The following is a 17,702-nucleotide window of genomic DNA, read 5'->3' as shown; positions in this document are numbered from 1 at the left end:
CCAGTAGCTCCGGTAGCTCCGATTAGCGCAGCGTAATCGGAGGAATGCAGTCTGACGATCATCAGTCGCCCTCCTTGAAAAAATGCAGCCGGCCGATGACTTTCGTCTTCTCCATCCTCGAAGCCCAGCGCGGCGGATTCGCAAGAATGCTGTCGTCGAAGTAGTGCGTTGCCCCGCCGGTGATGTCGGGCAGCGTGCCCTTCTGCGCTTGGAGTTCCAGCCGCAGGGCGATCGAGAACTCATGGTCTTGCGCGTCCACCGCCTTCAACTTGGCGCAGTTCGGATCGTCCGGGTCGTGGCAGGAGAACTGGTAGACGCCGCGGCTGGACTTCAGACACACCTCGTCCGGCGTCCGGCCCCACCAGCCAGGCCGCTGCGCCCGCCGGAAGATCACGTTCATGACGCCCTGCATGCCGTCCTCGCCTTCGCCGCGTGCTTCGGCCCAGGCGGTGCGTGCGGGAATGTGGTTCATCGCTTGCCTGCCTCCTTGTTGCTGGCGACATGCAGCACGTTCACCAGGGTGACGGCGAGGACGCCCAGTCCTTGCGCCACGGCGGCGACGTCGGTGCCGGATAGCCGCAAGTCGTAGCCGAAGGCCTCGGCCAGCCCGCTTGCCGCCATCAGCAAGGCCGTCAGCTTGGCGATGAGGTCTGCACGGCCGGACCACACGCCGGCATCCTGCAGCGCTTTGCCGGCCTGCATGCATTCGTACAGGTACTTCACCTTGTCGAACATCCTCAGCCTCCTGTCTTGGCGAACGAGCGCACGAACCAGAGCGCGGCCTCGATTACGAAATGGACGACGTTCGTGCGGACCCCGCTGACGAAGGTGCCGATATAGGCCGCCGCTTCCTTTTTCTTGATCTCGTTCAGCTCGGTCTTGTCGACGATCCCCCTGATGGCCCGTGTTTCCAGTTCCGCCACCTTGTTTTGGATCAGGCCCCATTGCTCCTTGGTGATGCCGGACGCGGCCTGGACCACGAACCAGAGGGCCCAGCGTAAGATCGGATTCATTGCTTCAAGTCCTCCTGTCGGTTGAAATGGGCTCGGGCGGAGCGAAGCCTCATCGCACGATCCGCCCGTGCTTGAGCGCCGCCCGCGCCACCTCTCGCTTGAGCGCCTGCACGACTTCCTGGGAGCCATTGAGTGCGAACGAGCCCGGTACGCCCGGCAGATGGATGTGCACCGGGGTGCCGCCATCGGACGAGCGCGCTAGCGAGGCGTCGAACGCAGGCACCGCCTGCGCCACGTAGCCGCCGATCGAAAAGCGCGGGATGTTCAGGTTGTTGAGGGCGTACAGCTTGTCGAGGCCGAACTTGCGCACCGCCTCTTTGCGCAGCACGAACTCGCCTTCCTCCAGCAGGGCCGGAATCCGGTCGCCGCCGCCGTAGCCCCGAACCCAGCCGCCGCGGCGGAAGCCGGGCAAAGCGGTGTCGCCGCCGGTGGCCTCCCCTTGGCTGTTCATCACCACCGTGATGGTCTTGGTTTCGGGTTTCAGCAGCTCCGCCAGTTGGCTTTGCAGGGTCTGGAGCGAAGCCGGGTCGACGTCGACCCGCAAGGCGAACCCTTTCGTCAGCTGCTGGTCGATGTCGCTGATTTCGGCCTGGACGCTCTGCAGGTTTTGAAGGGTTTCCTGGATCTTCTGGCTGACCGCGGCGGCCGCCTGGGTATCGGCCTGTTCCTGCCGGGCGGCGGCTTCCGCCAGGGCCTGACCGGCCTGACGGCGCGCCTCGATCAGCCGCTGCAGGTCCTCGGTGCTGAACTGCGGCTGGCCGGGATCGGCCGGCGTCTGTTCACCCTTGAGCGCGTTCAGGCGCTGTTCACGCAAGGAGGCGGCAGCCTGCTGCCCGAGGGATTCGGCCAGGCCGGCGGCCTGCTCCCCGGCCTGCCGCGATAGTTCCAGATTGCCGTTCGCGAGCTCCTGCCGCTGCTGAGCGAGCAGCTGCTGGAGCTGCGCGTACTGGGCCCGTGCGGCCTGCAACGGCGTCAGGGCCGCCTGCTCGATGCCGGCCACCGCCCGTGCGGTGCTTTGCTCGATGCTGCGGCGTTCCTGGGCCGCGGCGCGCGCCGATTCCAGCAGCCGTTGTTCCTGCCCGATCAGCTTGTCGATGGTGGCGGTGTAGGCCGATTCCAGCGCCGAGTAGATGGCCCGCCGGGCTTGGAGGGATTCGCGCTCGAGCGCCGTCTTGCGGGCTTCACCGTCCTTGAACTTGGCAATTTCCTTGGTGTAGACCTGATCGACCAGCCCGAGGCGCTGGACGGCATAGTCCCGCACGGCCTTCAGGCGGGCGCCCTCGGCTTGCAGGGTCAAGGCATGGAGCTGACGGGCCTGCTCCAGCTCCGAACGGGCTTGGGTGGCTTGCACGCCGTTCCGGGCGTACACGATGGGCGGTGCGGCATCGGCTTCGATCGATTGCGCCTGGATGCGCGTCTCGGCCAGCTTCTCGAGGGCGTCGATGGCCGCCGTCCGGCGCTGGTAGGCATCCTCGAGGCCTGCCGTCGCATCTTTCAGCGCGTTCTGGGTGTCCTTGAAGCTCTGCTGGACCTCTCTTTCCTTGGCCTTGACCGTGTCGCCGCTCTCGGCCGCGGCCTGCTTGCGCTTGGCCAGCTCGGCCCGCATCTCCTGGAGCAGCGTGGTTTCGCCGGCCAGCTCCCGGCCGATCTTGCCGCCCATGAACGCCTGGTCCGCCGCCTGGCCCACCTCCTTGTAGCGAGCCGCCAATCGGGCGACCACGGCTTCCTGCTTCTTCACCGCGGCTTCGTCCTGGAGCAGGCTCAGATCGGTTTCGGACTTGCCACGGGTATCCTTGCCTGTTTCCTTGGCCAGCTCACGCCGTTTCTTGATGATCCGCTCCAGGCTGGATTCGCCGCTGTCACCGAAGAGCTTCCATGAGGCGGATGCCGTCGCCAGCATGGCAACCACACCGAGTGGACCGCCAAGGAAGCGCACGATGCCGCTGATGCCCGTGCTGATCCGCGTGAGGATTCCTGTGCTCGATGCGGCGACCGCGGCCTCCGCGGCAACGACCCTGGATTGCGCGCTTGCCAGTGCCTGTTCGGCCACGGTGAGTTCCGCAGTAGCCGCCTCCAAGCCAGCTCTGGGCAAGGCGCTCTGAACTCCCAGCATGGCCGCCTGCTTTGCCCCGGCAACAGCGGCAAGCGTTCGCGCCTGTACCGCCGCAGCTTCCGCCGATGCCAGCATGGCGCGCGCCTCGGCTTCCTCGGCCAGCGCGTGCTCCCGAGCCGCGATAGTGGCAGCGGCGGTATCAGTTGCTGTCTGAAGGATTCTCCCCGAGAACGCCGCGGCCGCCCCGCTCGCCTTACCGATCAGGACGGATGCGATGAGCGTACCGGAGACCTCCACACCGGTGGCGATGGCGTCGATATTTTCCGCAGCGCCGTTGATGGCGTCGGCGATGGCGTCCGCGGCGTGCGTGATGGCCGGCGAGGTGCCAACGTACTTCATCATCGCGTTGTCCCAGCGGACCACCGCCTGCTCGATGGTATCGGGCAGCCCGGCCGCGTCCCGGTCGATGCTGGCCTTGACCTTTTGCAGCGCGTCCACGACCTTCTGGGTGGTCAGTTCGCCGGCTTCAGCCATAGTCCGCAGCTTGCCGATAGGCACGTCGAGCCCGTCGGCGATGGCCTGGGCCAGCCGGGGCGACTGCTCCATGATCGAGTTGAATTCGTCGCCGCGCAGGACGCCGGAGGCGAGCGCTTGCGAGAACTGCAGGGTGGCGCCCGAGGCTTCCTCCGCCGAGGCGCCGGAAATGCGGAAGGATTTCGCCACCGAGTCGATGACGCTCAGCACTTGCTGTTGAGACACACCCATGTCCCCGGCACCCTTGGCGATGCGGGAATACAACTGGGAGACGCCGGTCAGGGCTTGCGCGTTGTTCTGGGCGATGGCGAACAGCGCCCTCTGGGCTTCGGTAAACTGGTTCTGGGAGCCGGCTGCGAGCTTGACCCGGCCTTCGAGGTTACGGTACTGATCGGAGAGCTTGCCCAGGTCGCGGGCGGCTTGCAGGACTTCGGAGGTGCCAAAAATCCCGACGGTATAATGACCGACGCGCTTAATCGACCCCACCAGCCGGTCGACCTGCGCCGAGACGTTGCCGAGACCTTTCTCGGCCGCCGCCGTGTTCGCCGCAATTTCGATAACCGTCTTGAGAGTCGCCATGCGAGAACTGCTCTATTGGGCCTTGGTGCCGAGCGCGCTGCTGTTCGCCTTCCTCATCTTCTTCACGCTCCTGTCCGGCCCGTCCACGCCGTCGGCCGTCCGGTTCCCCGTGTGGGAGCCTACCGCGGCCGCTTCATCACCCTGACCTGCATGAACATCCGCCAGGGGTAGTTCCAGACTCCGGAATGGCCGCGCTCGATCAACGCCAGCGCGGTCAGTTCGAGGTTGTCGAGGTTGCTGGCTGCGCCGTAGCGGCCACCTGGGCCGCGTTGGCCAGGCGTTCGCGGAGTCCGAAAAAATGCGGGTTCAGGCTCTTGGCCGCCTCCCGTACCTTGTCCAGCTCGGATGGGAGCATGGCGTCGAGTTCGGCCCGGCTCAGGTCGGCGAACCGGGTCAGGTCGTCCAGGGTGATGTCCGAGAACAGGGCCAGCGCCACCAAGTCGTTCCGGTCCAGTTCGGCGTTGGCGTCCTTCAGCCAGGCGCGGACTTCGCCCACGGTCAGCTCGCGCACCACGACCTTGCGGCCGCCAGCCTCGATGGTGCGTTCGGCGCGGAGTCCGCTCGGGTTCGTGGTGTCGAGCTCTGCCATGGGGATTACGCCGCCGGCGTGATGGTGGCCTTGAAGTACTGGCTGACGCCCGCACCGGTCTTGCTGGTGTCCTTCAGCACCTTGCCGGTCAGCTCCAGCACCGCGAAGTCCTCCGTGCCGGGGCCGGGAAGGCTGCTGGCCGGCGAGAACTTCACTTTGTAGAAGTCGTAAGTCACGGCATCGCCGTTGACCTCGTTGACGCCGTCGAAGGTGATGTGCCAGTCCTCGGCGGTCTTGGTCAGGGCCTCGACGGTCTGGGTGCCGGTGCCGCTGACGGTACCGCGGGTGGCCAGCGCCAGGTTCTCGGCGTTGATCGACCACAGCTTGAGCTTCAGCGTGACCGACTTGATGCGGCTGACCGATGCGATGCTGCCACCGCCTGGGTTCTGGTAGTCGGACAGTTCCTTGGTGTCCTCCTCGATGCTGAGGTCAAGGGCGGCATTGCCCAAGTCAACCGGCGTACCGGCGCCGACGGCGCCCTTGATGATGCCGGTCAAAAGCATGGCGGTCGTAGTCATAACAACTCCTAAATGAGTTCTGAGTTAGTAGTTAGGGCGGGTGTGGCGCTTCCTACGGCCCGCGCCAGCGGTTCATCAGCAAACCGAACCAGCGCGCGCCGAAGTGGCCGGCCACGATGGCCAACAACATCGCTTCGCAGTACCCCAGCTCCTGCCGCTCGGCGATCAGCCAGACCGAGAAGCCCACCAGCGCGGAGCTGGCGATGTCGATCAGGCCGAACAGCCAGTTGAGCGCATCCCGGCGCTCGCGGACCCGGTTGAAATAGGCCACCAGCCCGGACCACACGGCGACGAAGACCACCTGCATCGCAATGACCGTGTGGATGATCGGACCGGACGGCCGGCAGCTATCCGGCTCGATCCCCATGGCGTTAAGCGCCATCGGTCCCGCCGGTGCCGGGCCGTGCCGGCTTGCGGCCTACCCGCGCCGAGGCTTCGGCTTCGCTCGTTTCGTTTTGCTCTTGCACGTCATCGTCATGCGCCTGCGCGGGCGTATCCGCATCGGCCTCGTGCTCCATCTCGACGAAAGAAAGGATGCCCATAGCGGTTACGCCAGCTTGTGCTTGAAGGCGACCATGCGGATGGCCTTGGGTTCGTAGACCCGGGTCCAGTTGGCGCCGTCTGCGGTCTCCGCCAGGGTCGGATGGCCGCCGAGCGCATCGCCGGTCGAGAGCACCTCGGTACCGGTCCACTTGATGCCGCGCGGGTGCAGCACGAAGTGGCGGCGGTTGATCAGCACGTCATAGCCGGCCAGGCTGTGGCGGTCGTTCTCCACCGGGGTCTTGGGTTGACCTTCGGCGTAGGCGATGGCGCCGGGGCCAAACAGATAGGTGGTGTAGAGGCCACCCGCGGCCACCGGCATGCCGTCATCAATGATGACCCGCTTGCCCTGGTAGCTGGCGAAGGTGGTGCCGTCCGATCCCTTCTCGGTATCGAGCAGGTCGTCCTTGTACAGCTTGGTGTAGGTGGCCGAGTGCATCGCCACGGCGGTGAGCCCGGCGGAAGCATCGCCCAGCAGGAAGGCGGCGTCGGCGAAGCTGGCCTTGTCGATCACCGCCGCGGCACCTGCGGCGGCCGAAATGTCCAGGATGCTGCCGCTCATGTTGGTGGCGGCGAATGCGCCATGCAGCACGCCCAGCAGCCGCTTCTGCATCTGCCGCACCCACCATTGCGCGAACAGATCGCCGATGGCGCGCATGGGATCATCGCCGGCCAGGGTGTAGGCCAGGTCGTTGGCGCCAAACGCCTTGCCCAGGGCCTGCACGACCGATACATCCTGGCCGGTGCCGATGTTGTTGACGGTCAGCGCCTTCTGGTCGGACAACTCTTCTGCGTCACCGTCCAGATCGTTCCAGTACGGCATCTTGACGGTCTCGCCGCCGGCGCGGGGACCGGGAATGACGCGGGGATCGGCCGCCACGATACCGGCAGCCCACAGGGCGGACAGTTCGGTCGTGCGCTGGATGACGTAGGGTTGAAAGATTTCCGGGACGATGACGTCCGCGATACGGGTTTCTGCCATGGCTCAATGCTCCGTCAGGTCGGTTTCACGCCCGCTGCGGCCATCAACTGCTGGGCCTGTTGCGGGTTGTCGCGGAGCAGTCGGCCTTGTTCGGTCAGGTTGAACGTGTCTTTCGCCCAAGGGTTGACCGCCCGTCCGCTGCCGCCGTTGTGGAACCCGGAGCCTCCCGCCCCCTGGGCTTTCAATAAATGCGGCTTGGTCTGGGCGATCAGCTTCACGCCTTCGTCCAGCGGCACGCGCTTGCCGTCGTCGGTCCGGTAGAAAGGGGTCTCGTCCTCCCAGTCGATGCGGCTGGAGACGTAGCTCTCGACCAGTTCGCGATCCACGAACTCATGGACACTGAGCGCCTTGGCGATCCCGGCCTGCTGTTGCAACTGCCGGTGCCGCGCCGTCGCATCGCCCAGCGCCTGGGTTTTGTCCGCCAGCTCCCGTTCGAGCCGCTTCACGCGGGCCTCGAATTGCTTGGCGGCTTCGGCCTGGCCCTTCACGTCCGGCAGGTCCGCCGGATCGGCGTCCGGGTCCAACCCCAGCCTTTCGAACAGGTTGGCCTTGAGCGCCCGCAACTGTTCGACTTCGGCCTTGAGCGCCTTCCGGCCGTCGATGGACTCCTTGCGGGCGGCGTCGCGCTGCCCGATGAGGTCGTCGACGTAGTTCTTTAGCGGGTCGAAGTCGCTGCCGAGCTTGTCTTTCAGCTTGTCGATGTCCATATATGGTAGTCTCGCCCCGGTTGACATACTACATGTAGTGTTTGACGATAATGCTACACACAACATGTAGTATGTCAACATGGTTCCGGACACTACGCGCTACCTGTTCATCGCCCATGCGCTCGAAGGTGCCGGCGGCTTCCGACCGAAGGTCTGGACGGACAAGGACGGGTTGAACCCGAAGCTGTCCGGCCCCTCCTACCTCGTGCGCTATCCGCGGGAATCGGCGGAGAAGTTCGCCCGGCGTAATGAGGTGGCGTGGTACCGGAATTTCCTGAAACCGGCCTGCATCCGATTTGCCGGCTATCTGGCCAAGAAGCCGCCCCGGCGCACGGTCGACCATCCACTGCTGGACAGAATGGCGGCGGATTGCGATTGGCAGGGCAACAGCCTGGACGTGTTCTGGAGCGCCTTCGCGGTCGAGGCCAAAGCGCGCGGGTCGATGCTGTTGCTCGTGGACATGCCCAAGGCCGTGCCCCTGGATCGTGCCTCACAGATCGAGCAGCGGGCTTATCCCTACCTGGTGCCGATCAAGCCCGAGTTGGTGGTCGACTACACGCTCAACGTCCAGGGCTTGTTCGAAAGCGTCGCCATCGCCAGCACGGCGGAATACCAAGGGCAGACGATCGACGTGTGGCGGGTGTGGGACACCGTGGAATGGCGGGTGCAACGCCCCGGGGAAAATGGCGAGGTCCTCGAAAACGGGGATCATGGCTTGGGTGTCTGCCCGGTGCTGGCTTTCACCGAATCCGGCGTGTTCCCCCATTACGGGGATTTCGAGCAGATCGCCGTTCTGTCGCGGCGCTACTTCAATGCGGCGTCCGAGCGAGACGAGATTCTGCGGGGCCAGACCTTCTCCCTGCTGACCTACCAGATTCCCCCGGAGGCGCCGCCGGCCGACCTGGCCTCCGTGACCGAAACGGTCGGCACCAGCAACATGCTCATCCACAACGGCGACACCCCGGCATTCATCGCTCCGCCTGACGGTCCGGCCACGATCTATAACGAGGTGATCGCCGGGCTGGAGGAGACCATCCGCCGGATCGCCATGACCGTCGAGCAGCCCACGCAAGCCGAGTCCGGCGTGGCGCTCACTATCCGCTTCCAGGAGCTGAATTCCGCGCTCACGAGCTTCGCTCGGCGCATGGAGGACCTGGAGCGCCGAATGTGGGACTTGGCCTGCCGCTGGCTGGGTATCCAGAACCGTACCGAGTCGGTCTGGCCGAAGTCCTTCGAGCTGGCGGACGTCGGGCAGGAACTGACGGTATTGCAGCAGATGCAGACCAGCGGCTTCCCGGACGCCGTGATCCGGGAGGGCATGAAGACCGTGGCCGGCCTGCAATTCGCCACGGCCGAACCCGAGACGATGGACGCGATGATCGTGGCCATCGATGAAGCCACTCTACAGACAGGAGTATCCGCATGAACCGGCTGAACGATCCTTCCCGCATCCGCATCCTGGCCGCCGCAAGGGAAGCGGAAACCCGCCACGTGCCCGCTTCGGCTTCGCCGGTGACGCTACTCCCGGCCAATCCGGACCGGCGGGGTTTCCTGATCACCAATACGAGCCAGCAGAAGACGCTGTATCTGAACTTCGGTGCCGGCGCCGGCCGCGGCCATTGGTCGGTAGTGCTGGCGCCGGGTGAACGCTACGAGTCATCGCGCTATGCCGGCCGCATCGACGCAGCCTGGAGCCATGAGCCGGAACCACCCCGGTTCATCGACGAGACCGGCCGCGATGTAATGAAGATCGACAACAGCGGTGGCAGCTACGGGGTCACTCTCGTGGAAAACGAGGCCCTGCTCGGCAACGGTTCGCTCTTTTTCCAGGGCACTCTCAGTTGGCTGCAACCGTCCGGCGGCCCTGAGTACCGCTTCGGCATAGAGGATTTCACCATCGAATTCGCCGCCCGCATCGATGGATACCCCAGAACGGTTTTCGCCGCGCTCGGCGGCGACGGCGATGCGTTCATCGTGCATCGGGACGCTGACTGGCGGATGGCGCTGTCGACGATGCCGGCCGCCGGCGGTGTTGAAAAGACGATCATCACTCTGCCCAATACGATCGACTACGGGGCGTGGCACCGCTTTGCCTTCACCCGCAGCGGCGACACCTATGCCTGTTTCGTAGATGGCGTCAACGCCGGTACCGGAATGGTGAGGATGCTGAACCATACCGGCAACTACCTAAACCTGGGAGCGGGAGAGAATGGCCTGAATCCCATGGCCGGGTACCTGGACGAAATCCGCATCACCAAAGGTATCGCGCGTTATACGGCAGACTACGTTCCGGACGCCGCAGAGTTCGATCTGGCGACCGACCCCTATGCCGGGAACGTCGTGCTGCTCATGCATTGCAACGCCGAAGCCCTGGGAGCGGTGGTCACTGAGCTGGTCTGAGCATGCTCGTTCTCCGCATCGATGGCATCGAAGGCATCCGCGAGGGCTTCAAGCGGCTGGGCGCGGCCGGTCCCAAAGCCGCGGCCCGCCTCGCGCATGCCGTATTTGAGGAGGTCCAGGACGGGGCCGACGCTCATACCAAAACCGGAGCCCTGTTCCAGTCGGTGCGCCTTAGGAAGGCCCCCGGCGGCTACCTGATTGACCATGACGAGCGGCGCGCGCCTCATGCCGAGTTCGTGCAATGGGGCACCAAGCCGCATGTGATCCAGCCGAAGAACCGGAAGATGCTGCGCTGGGCCCACGGCAAGAGCTTCGTCTTCGCCCGCTTCGTCCGTCATCCTGGCTACAAGGGCGATCCGTACATGAAGCGGGCCGCCGAGGACGCCCCGCGCCATTTCGAGCGCATCATCCGCCAACTGCAACGCGAGGTCTGATTCATGCCTTTGGAACTCACCTATACCGACGCCGCCCTAAAAGGCCGCATCACCCCCGAACTGGAAGTCCGTGCCCGCGCCGACATCGACGCCATGGGCCCGTTCCTACCCGAATCGCGAGACAAGCTCACGGTGCTGCGCGTCTATATCCTGGCCTGCCTGGAACACGGCGGGCAGCGGGACGATGCGTTCGAGGTCAAGCTGGGCCAGTACCGCAAGGAGTTCGAGTTCATCTATCGCAACGCCAAACGCCCGGATGGGAGCCGGGTGACGTTCATGTCCGTACCGATCGAGCGGGCCTGAAGCCATGTGGTCCACCCTGGTCGCCATCCGCGACACGCTGGCCACGCTGCCGGATGTCAAGACCTGCAAGATCGGCATCGAAACCGGCCTGTCCCCGGACGATTACCCCATCATCCGGCTGGTGCCGTCGTCGCTCGACCCGGGCACGCCCTGGCGCTCGATGAACGTGCTGGTGTACTACGGCACCCCGCTCGCCGAAGCGGACCAGGGCCTGGAGGCGTTATACGAGGCACTGTTCGTGTGGGAGGGGCGGATTCGGGAAGCGCTCCGGGTAGGCCGGGGCTACCGCTGCAAGTGGCTGGAGACGGTCACCGACGAGGATCGGCTGGAGCACTACAAGCTGTTCGCCAGCCGGTTTGAGGTGACGACGTGCGCGCCGTAGGTCTGGACTGCTCCCGTTTCAAACGGAGGCAGTGAGTCAGGCGGCGTGCCGGCGCATTTCGTCCAGTCGCGCTTGAGCTTCACGGGCCGCCTGCTCGCGTTGCGTCGGGGTCATGGCGGCAAATTCGGCTTCCAGTTCGGCGGCGGCCCTCTCCATATCGTCGAATGCTCCGGGGCCGTCAATGATGACTTCATCGTTATCGCTTCGATGTTCAAACGGTTTCACGATTTCTCCCTCCGATAAATAAGGCCGAAACGGTTTGCTACCCCTACCCAGGCCAAATGCTGTATCTCTAACCCTTTCAGCGAAGTATGCAGCTGATTGGTTATTACCAGGTCGTGTACTGCATTCTTTGCCTTGACCAACTCCTCGGCGAAGGCTCGATCCAACACATCGGCCGCTGGCCACTGTCCGCTCATTGAATGCCGGAAAAGGCTTGTAACCGCACGCAATTCTTGAAGCGAGTACTCCGCAGCCATTTGCACATCATTCAGGCTAAATGAAGCGCCCCCTGGATGATTGTGGGTAAAGGTGCTGCCACCCATAGCCCTAAGCTCGCCATGCGTGAAAGCTACTTTGTCAGCCTTCCCGCTTCGTTGCAATATGACGTTGCCTTCGCTGCCGAAAAATGCTCCCGTTTCGGATGCCTGCTGTCTGATCGAATCCTCCAGCTTGACCACGGCCCGCTTGAGCGGCGTCGATACATCGGGTTTGCCGCGGGGCGCTTCAGGGTCGTAAATGCTGAACTCTCCTGGCGGCTGCTTGAACTCCTTCATGGCGCCATTGTAGCGGATCACCTCTCCCACCCGCCGAAACCGGTAAAGCGGATCGGCATTGCCGTTGATCACCTTCTCCCAATCCTCGCCGGCCAGGATGCGCTGAAGTCTGTCGTGCGAGCCGGCCACCTTGCGCGCCTCACCCGCCGGCAGCGCCTCGAAGAAGGCCCGCTCGGCGTGTTTCCGCGCCCTGCCCTCACCTTCCAGGTCCCATCTTGGTACCAGGATGCACCGGCAGAATGGGTGGAACGTCGGCTTCGGCGCCTCTGCCTTCGGGTATACGCCCGGTCCCATGCCGTACTTGTCCAGCTTCGAGTGGAGGTCGCAGATGTCGGTGCGGGGGTGGGTCTTGGACATGCGCACCTGAACCCAATGCAGCGAATCGTCGGCCATGAACTCCAGCGCCTTCTGGTCCTCATAAGCCGCGTGCAGCTCTGTCTGCGCGATGCGGTTGGCGAAGTAGCGGTTGCGCTCGTACCATGCGATCTTGAGCAGCTTCCGCAATCTCGCCTCCCCCGCGCCTTTCTCGATGGCATCCAGCGCTTGCAGATAAGCGGCCCGGAGCCCCGGTGTCTTCAGGTTCGTGGCCCTGATCCGGGCAAAGAGCTGCCGCAGGCCGGTATCTATCGCCGGATCCCGCATCGCCTCTCGCAGGTACTTCGGCAGGGCTGCCGTCACCTTCAACGGATCGTCGTGGAACTGGTAACCCTCATAGAGCTTCAGCGCCAGCGTGCGAGCGTCCTGGAAGCCCTGGAGGTGGTTCCGGATGATCGTCCGGGCCACCGCCGAGGTTTCGCTGGCCTGCCGGTACAGCTTGTCCGACAGCTTCAGAGCGCCGAGCGGCAGCGCGCGTATTTCTTCCACGCTGACGGTGCGCTTCAGCACCACGCTGAACTCCCGCGCCAAGGCTTCGGCATACTCGCCATGGAACGTCGCCGTGACGGCCGCCAGGGCTTCCCTGGGCGCCTCGCCTTCTCGCAGGCGCTGCATCAGTTCCTCGAACGCAGCCGCGGCCAGGGCTGAGATTTCCGCCTGTACCGCATCGAGCTGGGCCTGGTGCTCTTCGTCGGTCATAGCACCGCCACCTGGTGGGTCAGCGGGCCCTGGTGACCCGGTTTGATGTAGCCATCGAGCGAATACCGTAGGGCGTCGCAGCAGTGGTTATGCTTGTCGATCAGGATCGGCAGCACCTCTCCCGTCACTTTGTCGGTCTTGTAGCTGTAGAGCTTCATTTCCCCGGCCGTATGCTTGCAGCGCTCGTGCACCACGATCTCGCGGAAGCCGCGCAGGTAGGCGATGCCGTCTTCCACGCTGCCCTGCCATTTGCGGGCGCCGGTGACCTTCCAGCCGCGCCGCTGCATGAACGAGATGGTTTCGGGTCGTGACGAATCCGCTTTGATCGGCCAGCGGTCCGCGCCCGGTACCGAACTGAACAAGGCCGGGAGTTCTTCCAGCTCGACGCCTACGCCGTAGGCTTCATGGTCGACGAACAGCCGGTCGCCCTGGATGAACGACCGGACCAGGGCGCTCGGGTCCTGGGCAAATCCCCAGTCGGCTCCGTAGTAGAAGCGTTTGATGTCCGCCGGCGTCTCGAACCCGGCGACACGGTACTTCCCCTTGAACACCGCCGCGGCCGAGAGCGATTTCGGCTCGCCCTTCCAGATGTGCAGCCAGGCGTCGTAGTCGATCTCGCGGCAGTACTCCATCTCGGCCCGGAGCGTGGCCGGGAAATAGGGGTTCCGGTCGTAGTTGACCTGCCGCACCACGGCACCCGGCGGCGGGTTGACCACGAAGCGCTGATAGGTCGGATCGGTTTCGGCGTCCGGGTTGAAGGTGATCCAGACTTCGGACCCGTCCTTCCGGATCGTCGGGATGAGGATGTCCCAGCTCTCGGCGCTGACCCGCTGTGCTTCCTCCACCCAGCACAGGTCGACGCCCTCGAGGGATTTGATCTCGATGACGTTGTGGTGCAGCCCCTTGAACAGGAATTCCGCGCCGGTGGCGCTGCGGATGCTGTTCTGGGTGATGGCGAACGACGGCGACAGGCCCAGAGCTGCGATCTGGTCGCAGAGCAGGCGATGGACCGAATCGGCGATGGAGTTCTGGAACTCGCGGGCACAGAGAATGCGCAGCCGCTGCTTACAGGCCAGTAATACCAGCGCTCGTGCCACCGACCAGGATTTTCCCGATCCTCGGCCACCGTAGAAAACCTTGTAACGAGAAGGACGGAAAAGCGGCTGGAACGCCTTGGGAAAGCGGAAACTAGCCGATCGACTCATCCGGGAACGGCTCACCCGTTGATTCAAGAACGGCCCGCTTGCCGGTGAACTGCTGCCATCGACGAACGGCGACGTCTACGTATTGGGCAGAGAGCTCCATGGCGTAGCAGCGACGGCCGGTTTTCTCCGCTGCAATCAGAGTGGTACCCGAGCCGGAGAATGGTTCCGCACAAAGACCTCCCGTCGGTAGACTGGATTTCAAGGCGCGGGCAATCATGTCCACCGGCTTTGGCGTGGCGTGGCCGTAGCGTTCCTCACCGGTGACCCGCGAGAACTCCCACACGTCGCGCATCACCTCGTGGGCATTGTCGAAGTACGAGCGCATGCCGCTCTGCATGCCGTTGATGTGGTGACGGTACCCGCCCTTGATTTCCTCATACTGCTTTCGCAGATCGGCGTAAGGCTTGGCGAAATAGCCATCGAGCGCGCGCTGCAGGAGTTCGTAATACCGTTGAGGCATGAACGCCCATTGGCTCTTGCTGAACCAGTGCGCGTACATTCCTACGCCGGTAATCTCCTTGCACAGGGTGGGCGTCAGGCCGGCCGCGTCGGCCTGCTCTTTCAGGTAAACGCGGATCACGTCCCACCCCTCCCAATACTGATCCGCGTTGATGTTTCCCACGAACTGGACGCCGAGCTTGAAGAACAAGCAATGCTCGGTGGCGATCGGGTACTGCAGCATCAGGTCGGACGCCATGCCGGCGATCGACTTCTTGTCCCAGGTGATGTGGTTGCACATGTGCAGCGTTTCAGAGTCACCGAGCCCGCCGCGCCACCACAGCCGCCATAAATCGGGGGCGTTACCCCAGATGTAGCAGCTGGCGTTGTCTTCCAGAGACGGACGGAATGTGGCCCACCAACGCATTTGGAAGGTGTCGAGCTTGTCGCCGTACAGGTTGTCGTTCGCAACACCGTCGGCTTGCTTGCCCATGCCATAGGGCGGATCGGCGTGGAGCAGTGCGGCGCGATTTCCGTTCATCAACGCTGCCACATCCCCGGCGATAGTCGAATCGCCGCACATCAGCCGATGGTTGCCGAGGATCCAGATATCTCCGGCCTGACTGACGGCCTCCGGCAACAGGTCGGGGATGTCGTCAGGGTCGGTCAAACCCGCCGCCGTCCCATCCGGCGCCCAGGTCAGCAGGTCTTCCAGCTCGCCGGCGGAAAAGCCGGTCAACTCCAGATCGAACTCGCCGGTGTCGAGGTCCTGGAGCTCGAGCCGCAGCAGGGGCACGTCCCAGCCGGCATTGAGCGCCAGCTTGTTGTCGGCGATGACATAGGCCCGCATCTGCGATTCTGTCCAGCCTTCCGCAACGATGCAGGGCACATCGCTAATGCCAAGCAGGCGGGCAGCCATAACTCGGCCATGGCCGGCCACGATAGTCCCGTTCGGCATGACCAGGACTGGATTGGTCCATCCCCACTCCCGCATGCTGGCTGCGATCTGAGCGATTTGTCCATCCGAGTGCGTCCTCGCATTTCGGGCGTACGGAAGCAGGTCGTCGAGGGGCTTTCGGGTGATCTGGTCGTGGTACTTCATCGGCTACTCGGTATCGTCGAAATGGATATGGATTTCCGACGGCATCTGAGGGGCCGCGGCCGCCGCCTGCCGTTCATCCAAGCCCCAGGCGACGCGCTCGGCCTTGTGGATGTTGATGATCGTCTCGGAGGCGATCTTCGCGGCCTTGAGGTCTTCGAAGGCCAATTGCTTATCCGCCTTTGCCTCGGCCGCTTTGTGCGCCTTCAGTCCGGCGTACAGGCGCTCGCGCACGGCGTTGGTCTCCTCCCGATGCCGGCGCAGGACTTCCACGGCGCGCTCGGCTTCCGCGTCGATCGCTGCGGCCTTCTTTTGGGGGCTGCAACTTGCAACCACGCCTGCAACCTTCTCTGCAACTTTGCGCCGGATGGACTCTCCCACGTCACTGCCGTCGCCCCAGTTTTCGGCCTTGGCCCGCTTCTGAATCGCCTGGTGCGAAACGCCGTACTTAGCGGCCAGCTCGGGGAATGACGCACCGGCTTCGCGTTCGGCACGGACGCTCTCCCACTGGTCAGCGGTCAGGCGGGGCATGAGCTGGACTCCGTTGAGGAATAGCCACGGCGTTCGGGGGTTATCAAGCGCCTTGCATTGGTACCATTTTTCAGTACCATAAAGACCATGAAGCGCAAGCACCAGAAAACCCTGGAATCCCTTTTCGCCCACCCGGTCAGCGGCAATATTCCTTGGCGGGATATCGAAGCTTTGTTGGCCGAACTGGGCGCGGAAATCAGCGAACGGGAAGGCTCTCGGGTATTGGTCAGGCTGTTCGGAGAACGACGCGTGTTCCACCGTCCGCATCCTTCCCCCGCGACCGACAAGGGTGCTGTTGCCAGCTTGCGCGATTGGCTCAATGACCACGGGATAAGACCATGATCAACCAAATGACGATCAACGGCGTCAAAGCCGTTATCACCTACGACCCCGACATCGAGTTGTTCCGCGGCGAGTTTGTGGGACTGAACGGCGGCGCGGATTTTTACGCCGCCGATGTGGCGGGGCTCAAGCGCGAGGGCGAAATTTCGCTGAAGGTATTCTTGGAGGCCTGCCAAGAGGACGGGGTGGAACCGTTCAAGACGTTCTCCGGCAAGTTCAACGTGCGCATCCCCCCTAAGCTTCACTCGGATATCGTCAGTGCAGCCATGGCCCACGGCAAGAGCCTGAATCAATGGGTGGCTGAGGTGTTGGACGAGGCGGTTCATACTCGGGCCGCTTGATCCGGGCTGACTGTTTCGTGGGGTCGGAATCATTCGAACACCTCCTGTTCCCATCCGCCGCCGTGCTTCTTGGCGCGCGGGCGGACGGCGATGAACCGGAACGGGAACTTGCTGGCCGCAACCTTGATCTTCACCCGGGCGTCGTCCTGCCAGAAGCCTTTGACCTCATGCAACTCGATCTCCCCGCTGGCCTGCATCACGGCAAAGTCCGGGGTGTAGAACGTGTTATCCGCCAATCGGAACTTCAACCCTTCAAACTCGAACCATAGGATTTCGCCGGCGGCGAGGCCCGCTTTCAGGTGGAGCTCGTAGGCCGCTTCGGTCTTGTTGCGCTGCCCGGATTTGAGCCGTCCCATGGCGAGCATGTTGCGGGGCTTCGATTTCGCGCTCACGCCGCCCCCTGGGCCCGTTTCCAGACCTGCCGCAATGCCTCCCGCAGTCCCTTCGCTATCGGCCTCTGCTCGGCCTCCCAGCGCGCCAGGATGGGTGCGAATGCCTCCGCGTGAGTGGCCCCGTAGCGGATCAGCCCTGCCCGCTTTTCCTGCTCCCATTGATCCTCCCTCTCATGGTTGTAACGCCATGGGTTTTCCTGCATACAGGCCGGCTCATGTTCGAGTTGTGCCATTGCACTTCGCCGCCAGATCGACCAGCCAAGCCGCGAGCGCTGGCGGCGTATGCTCGCGTTCCGCCTTTGTCACTTCCGGCCGCAGCCGCAGCTTCTGGCGGCGCCTGCTCTGCGCAATCACATGCGTTGAGTCTCCCAAGCACATCGGCATCAGTGGCATGTCGGTCGGCGCGCATCCCACGATGTAAAGCAGCGTTGCTTTCTCGGCCTTGTGGCCCCACCAGTGCTGATAGATCG

At 63.9% G+C, this 17,702-nt stretch carries 25 protein-coding genes; 8 read left to right on the top strand and 17 right to left on the bottom strand.

Annotation, left to right across the window (positions count from 1 at the left end; all coding sequences use genetic code 11):
* Positions 1-61: 61 nt before the first annotated feature.
* The 4 genes from OOT43_RS00250 to OOT43_RS00235 are packed head-to-tail and all read right to left on the bottom strand — an operon-like array spanning position 62 to position 4,179.
* Positions 62-472, bottom strand: a complete 411-nt coding sequence (locus OOT43_RS00250; protein ID WP_266022609.1) for a cell wall hydrolase — start codon at positions 470-472, stop codon at positions 62-64.
* Entirely contained in the window at positions 469-735 is a 267-nt protein-coding gene (locus OOT43_RS00245; RefSeq protein ID WP_266022608.1) for a hypothetical protein, read from the bottom strand. Before OOT43_RS00245 ends, OOT43_RS00250 begins: the two co-directional genes overlap by 4 nt.
* A 2-nt stretch (positions 736-737) precedes the next feature.
* Positions 738-1,013 carry a hypothetical protein gene (locus tag OOT43_RS00240; RefSeq protein WP_266022607.1) on the bottom strand — a complete coding sequence of 92 codons (276 nt, stop codon included), beginning with the start codon at positions 1,011-1,013 and terminating at the stop codon, positions 738-740.
* A 49-nt stretch (positions 1,014-1,062) separates the two neighbouring features.
* The gene (locus tag OOT43_RS00235; RefSeq protein ID WP_266022606.1) at positions 1,063-4,179 is read right to left on the bottom strand and encodes a tape measure protein; all 3,117 of its coding nucleotides are present in this window, start codon (positions 4,177-4,179) and stop codon (positions 1,063-1,065) included.
* On the opposite strand from OOT43_RS00235, the gene OOT43_RS00230 reads away from it, so the two are divergent.
* Positions 4,178-4,324, top strand: coding sequence for a hypothetical protein (locus tag OOT43_RS00230; RefSeq protein ID WP_266022605.1), 147 nt, complete (start codon positions 4,178-4,180; stop codon positions 4,322-4,324). The two genes, OOT43_RS00235 and OOT43_RS00230, sit on opposite strands and share 2 nt — an antisense overlap.
* A gap of 69 nt (positions 4,325-4,393) precedes the next feature.
* On the opposite strand, the gene OOT43_RS00225 is transcribed toward OOT43_RS00230, so the two are convergent.
* From OOT43_RS00225 to OOT43_RS00200, 6 genes are read right to left on the bottom strand one after another with little or no spacing between them, the layout of a single operon-like run.
* Complete coding sequence (locus OOT43_RS00225; RefSeq protein WP_266022604.1) at positions 4,394-4,768, bottom strand: hypothetical protein; 375 nt, start codon at positions 4,766-4,768, stop codon at positions 4,394-4,396.
* A gap of 5 nt (positions 4,769-4,773) precedes the next feature.
* Positions 4,774-5,286: a hypothetical protein gene (locus OOT43_RS00220; RefSeq protein ID WP_266022603.1), complete on the bottom strand. Its 513-nt coding sequence runs from the start codon at positions 5,284-5,286 to the stop codon at positions 4,774-4,776.
* Between the two features lie 52 nt (positions 5,287-5,338).
* On the bottom strand, positions 5,339-5,668 hold the full coding sequence (locus OOT43_RS00215) for a phage holin family protein (protein WP_266022602.1): 330 nt from the start codon (positions 5,666-5,668) through the stop codon (positions 5,339-5,341).
* Positions 5,658-5,828 (bottom strand): hypothetical protein, encoded by a 171-nt coding sequence (locus OOT43_RS00210; RefSeq protein ID WP_266022601.1) that lies wholly within the window; start codon positions 5,826-5,828, stop codon positions 5,658-5,660. The genes OOT43_RS00215 and OOT43_RS00210 overlap by 11 nt, the downstream gene beginning before the upstream one ends.
* 5 nt (positions 5,829-5,833) lie before the next feature.
* Complete coding sequence (locus OOT43_RS00205; RefSeq protein WP_266022600.1) at positions 5,834-6,808, bottom strand: major capsid protein; 975 nt, start codon at positions 6,806-6,808, stop codon at positions 5,834-5,836.
* Positions 6,809-6,822: 14 nt separating this feature from the next.
* A complete protein-coding gene (locus tag OOT43_RS00200; protein ID WP_266022599.1) occupies positions 6,823-7,515 on the bottom strand; it encodes a hypothetical protein in 693 nt (230 codons plus the stop codon).
* Positions 7,516-7,594: 79 nt separating this feature from the next.
* On the opposite strand from OOT43_RS00200, the gene OOT43_RS00195 reads away from it, so the two are divergent.
* Genes OOT43_RS00195 through OOT43_RS00175 form a run of 5 tightly spaced genes read left to right on the top strand, consistent with a single transcriptional unit; the run spans position 7,595 to position 11,034 of the window.
* Positions 7,595-8,941 carry a hypothetical protein gene (locus OOT43_RS00195; protein WP_266022598.1) on the top strand — a complete coding sequence of 449 codons (1,347 nt, stop codon included), beginning with the start codon at positions 7,595-7,597 and terminating at the stop codon, positions 8,939-8,941.
* A complete protein-coding gene (locus tag OOT43_RS00190; protein ID WP_266022597.1) occupies positions 8,938-9,915 on the top strand; it encodes a LamG domain-containing protein in 978 nt (325 codons plus the stop codon). Before OOT43_RS00195 ends, OOT43_RS00190 begins: the two co-directional genes overlap by 4 nt.
* 2 nt (positions 9,916-9,917) lie before the next feature.
* On the top strand, positions 9,918-10,349 hold the full coding sequence (locus OOT43_RS00185) for a hypothetical protein (RefSeq protein ID WP_266022595.1): 432 nt from the start codon (positions 9,918-9,920) through the stop codon (positions 10,347-10,349).
* Positions 10,350-10,352: 3 nt separating this feature from the next.
* Positions 10,353-10,652 carry a hypothetical protein gene (locus tag OOT43_RS00180; protein WP_266022594.1) on the top strand — a complete coding sequence of 100 codons (300 nt, stop codon included), beginning with the start codon at positions 10,353-10,355 and terminating at the stop codon, positions 10,650-10,652.
* Positions 10,653-10,656: 4 nt separating this feature from the next.
* Positions 10,657-11,034, top strand: a complete 378-nt coding sequence (locus OOT43_RS00175) for a hypothetical protein (protein WP_266022593.1) — start codon at positions 10,657-10,659, stop codon at positions 11,032-11,034.
* Between the two features lie 36 nt (positions 11,035-11,070).
* On the opposite strand, the gene OOT43_RS00170 is transcribed toward OOT43_RS00175, so the two are convergent.
* Genes OOT43_RS00170 through OOT43_RS00150 form a run of 5 tightly spaced genes read right to left on the bottom strand, consistent with a single transcriptional unit; the run spans position 11,071 to position 16,415 of the window.
* Complete coding sequence (locus OOT43_RS00170) at positions 11,071-11,259, bottom strand: hypothetical protein (protein WP_266022592.1); 189 nt, start codon at positions 11,257-11,259, stop codon at positions 11,071-11,073.
* Positions 11,256-12,884: a structural protein gene (locus OOT43_RS00165; protein WP_266022591.1), complete on the bottom strand. Its 1,629-nt coding sequence runs from the start codon at positions 12,882-12,884 to the stop codon at positions 11,256-11,258. Before OOT43_RS00165 ends, OOT43_RS00170 begins: the two co-directional genes overlap by 4 nt.
* Positions 12,881-14,089 carry a PBSX family phage terminase large subunit gene (locus OOT43_RS00160; RefSeq protein WP_266022590.1) on the bottom strand — a complete coding sequence of 403 codons (1,209 nt, stop codon included), beginning with the start codon at positions 14,087-14,089 and terminating at the stop codon, positions 12,881-12,883. Before OOT43_RS00160 ends, OOT43_RS00165 begins: the two co-directional genes overlap by 4 nt.
* Positions 14,073-15,629, bottom strand: a complete 1,557-nt coding sequence (locus tag OOT43_RS00155; RefSeq protein ID WP_266022589.1) for a site-specific DNA-methyltransferase — start codon at positions 15,627-15,629, stop codon at positions 14,073-14,075. Before OOT43_RS00155 ends, OOT43_RS00160 begins: the two co-directional genes overlap by 17 nt.
* Before the next feature lie 3 nt (positions 15,630-15,632).
* Entirely contained in the window at positions 15,633-16,415 is a 783-nt protein-coding gene (locus tag OOT43_RS00150) for a helix-turn-helix domain-containing protein (RefSeq protein ID WP_266022588.1), read from the bottom strand.
* Between OOT43_RS00150 and OOT43_RS20490 the strand changes: the two genes are divergently transcribed.
* Both OOT43_RS20490 and OOT43_RS00145 read left to right on the top strand, forming a co-directional pair.
* Positions 16,341-16,499, top strand: coding sequence for a type II toxin-antitoxin system HicA family toxin (locus tag OOT43_RS20490; protein ID WP_394358069.1), 159 nt, complete (start codon positions 16,341-16,343; stop codon positions 16,497-16,499). The two genes, OOT43_RS00150 and OOT43_RS20490, sit on opposite strands and share 75 nt — an antisense overlap.
* A complete protein-coding gene (locus OOT43_RS00145) occupies positions 16,496-16,840 on the top strand; it encodes a type II toxin-antitoxin system HicB family antitoxin (protein ID WP_266022586.1) in 345 nt (114 codons plus the stop codon). The genes OOT43_RS20490 and OOT43_RS00145 overlap by 4 nt, the downstream gene beginning before the upstream one ends.
* Positions 16,841-16,869: 29 nt before the next feature.
* Here the strand turns inward: OOT43_RS00145 and OOT43_RS00140 are convergent, their stop codons facing one another.
* Positions 16,870-17,232 (bottom strand): DUF1064 domain-containing protein, encoded by a 363-nt coding sequence (locus OOT43_RS00140; protein ID WP_266022585.1) that lies wholly within the window; start codon positions 17,230-17,232, stop codon positions 16,870-16,872.
* Positions 17,229-17,465: a hypothetical protein gene (locus OOT43_RS00135; protein WP_266022584.1), complete on the bottom strand. Its 237-nt coding sequence runs from the start codon at positions 17,463-17,465 to the stop codon at positions 17,229-17,231. Before OOT43_RS00135 ends, OOT43_RS00140 begins: the two co-directional genes overlap by 4 nt.
* Positions 17,466-17,702: the final 237 nt, after the last annotated feature.

The sequence above is a fragment of the Methylococcus mesophilus genome (assembly GCF_026247885.1).
In the GTDB taxonomy this organism is placed as follows: Bacteria; Pseudomonadota; Gammaproteobacteria; order Methylococcales; family Methylococcaceae; genus Methylococcus; species Methylococcus mesophilus.
The sequence above is the reverse complement of the archived record's forward strand: the minus strand, read 5'-3'. Positions and strand labels throughout refer to the sequence as shown.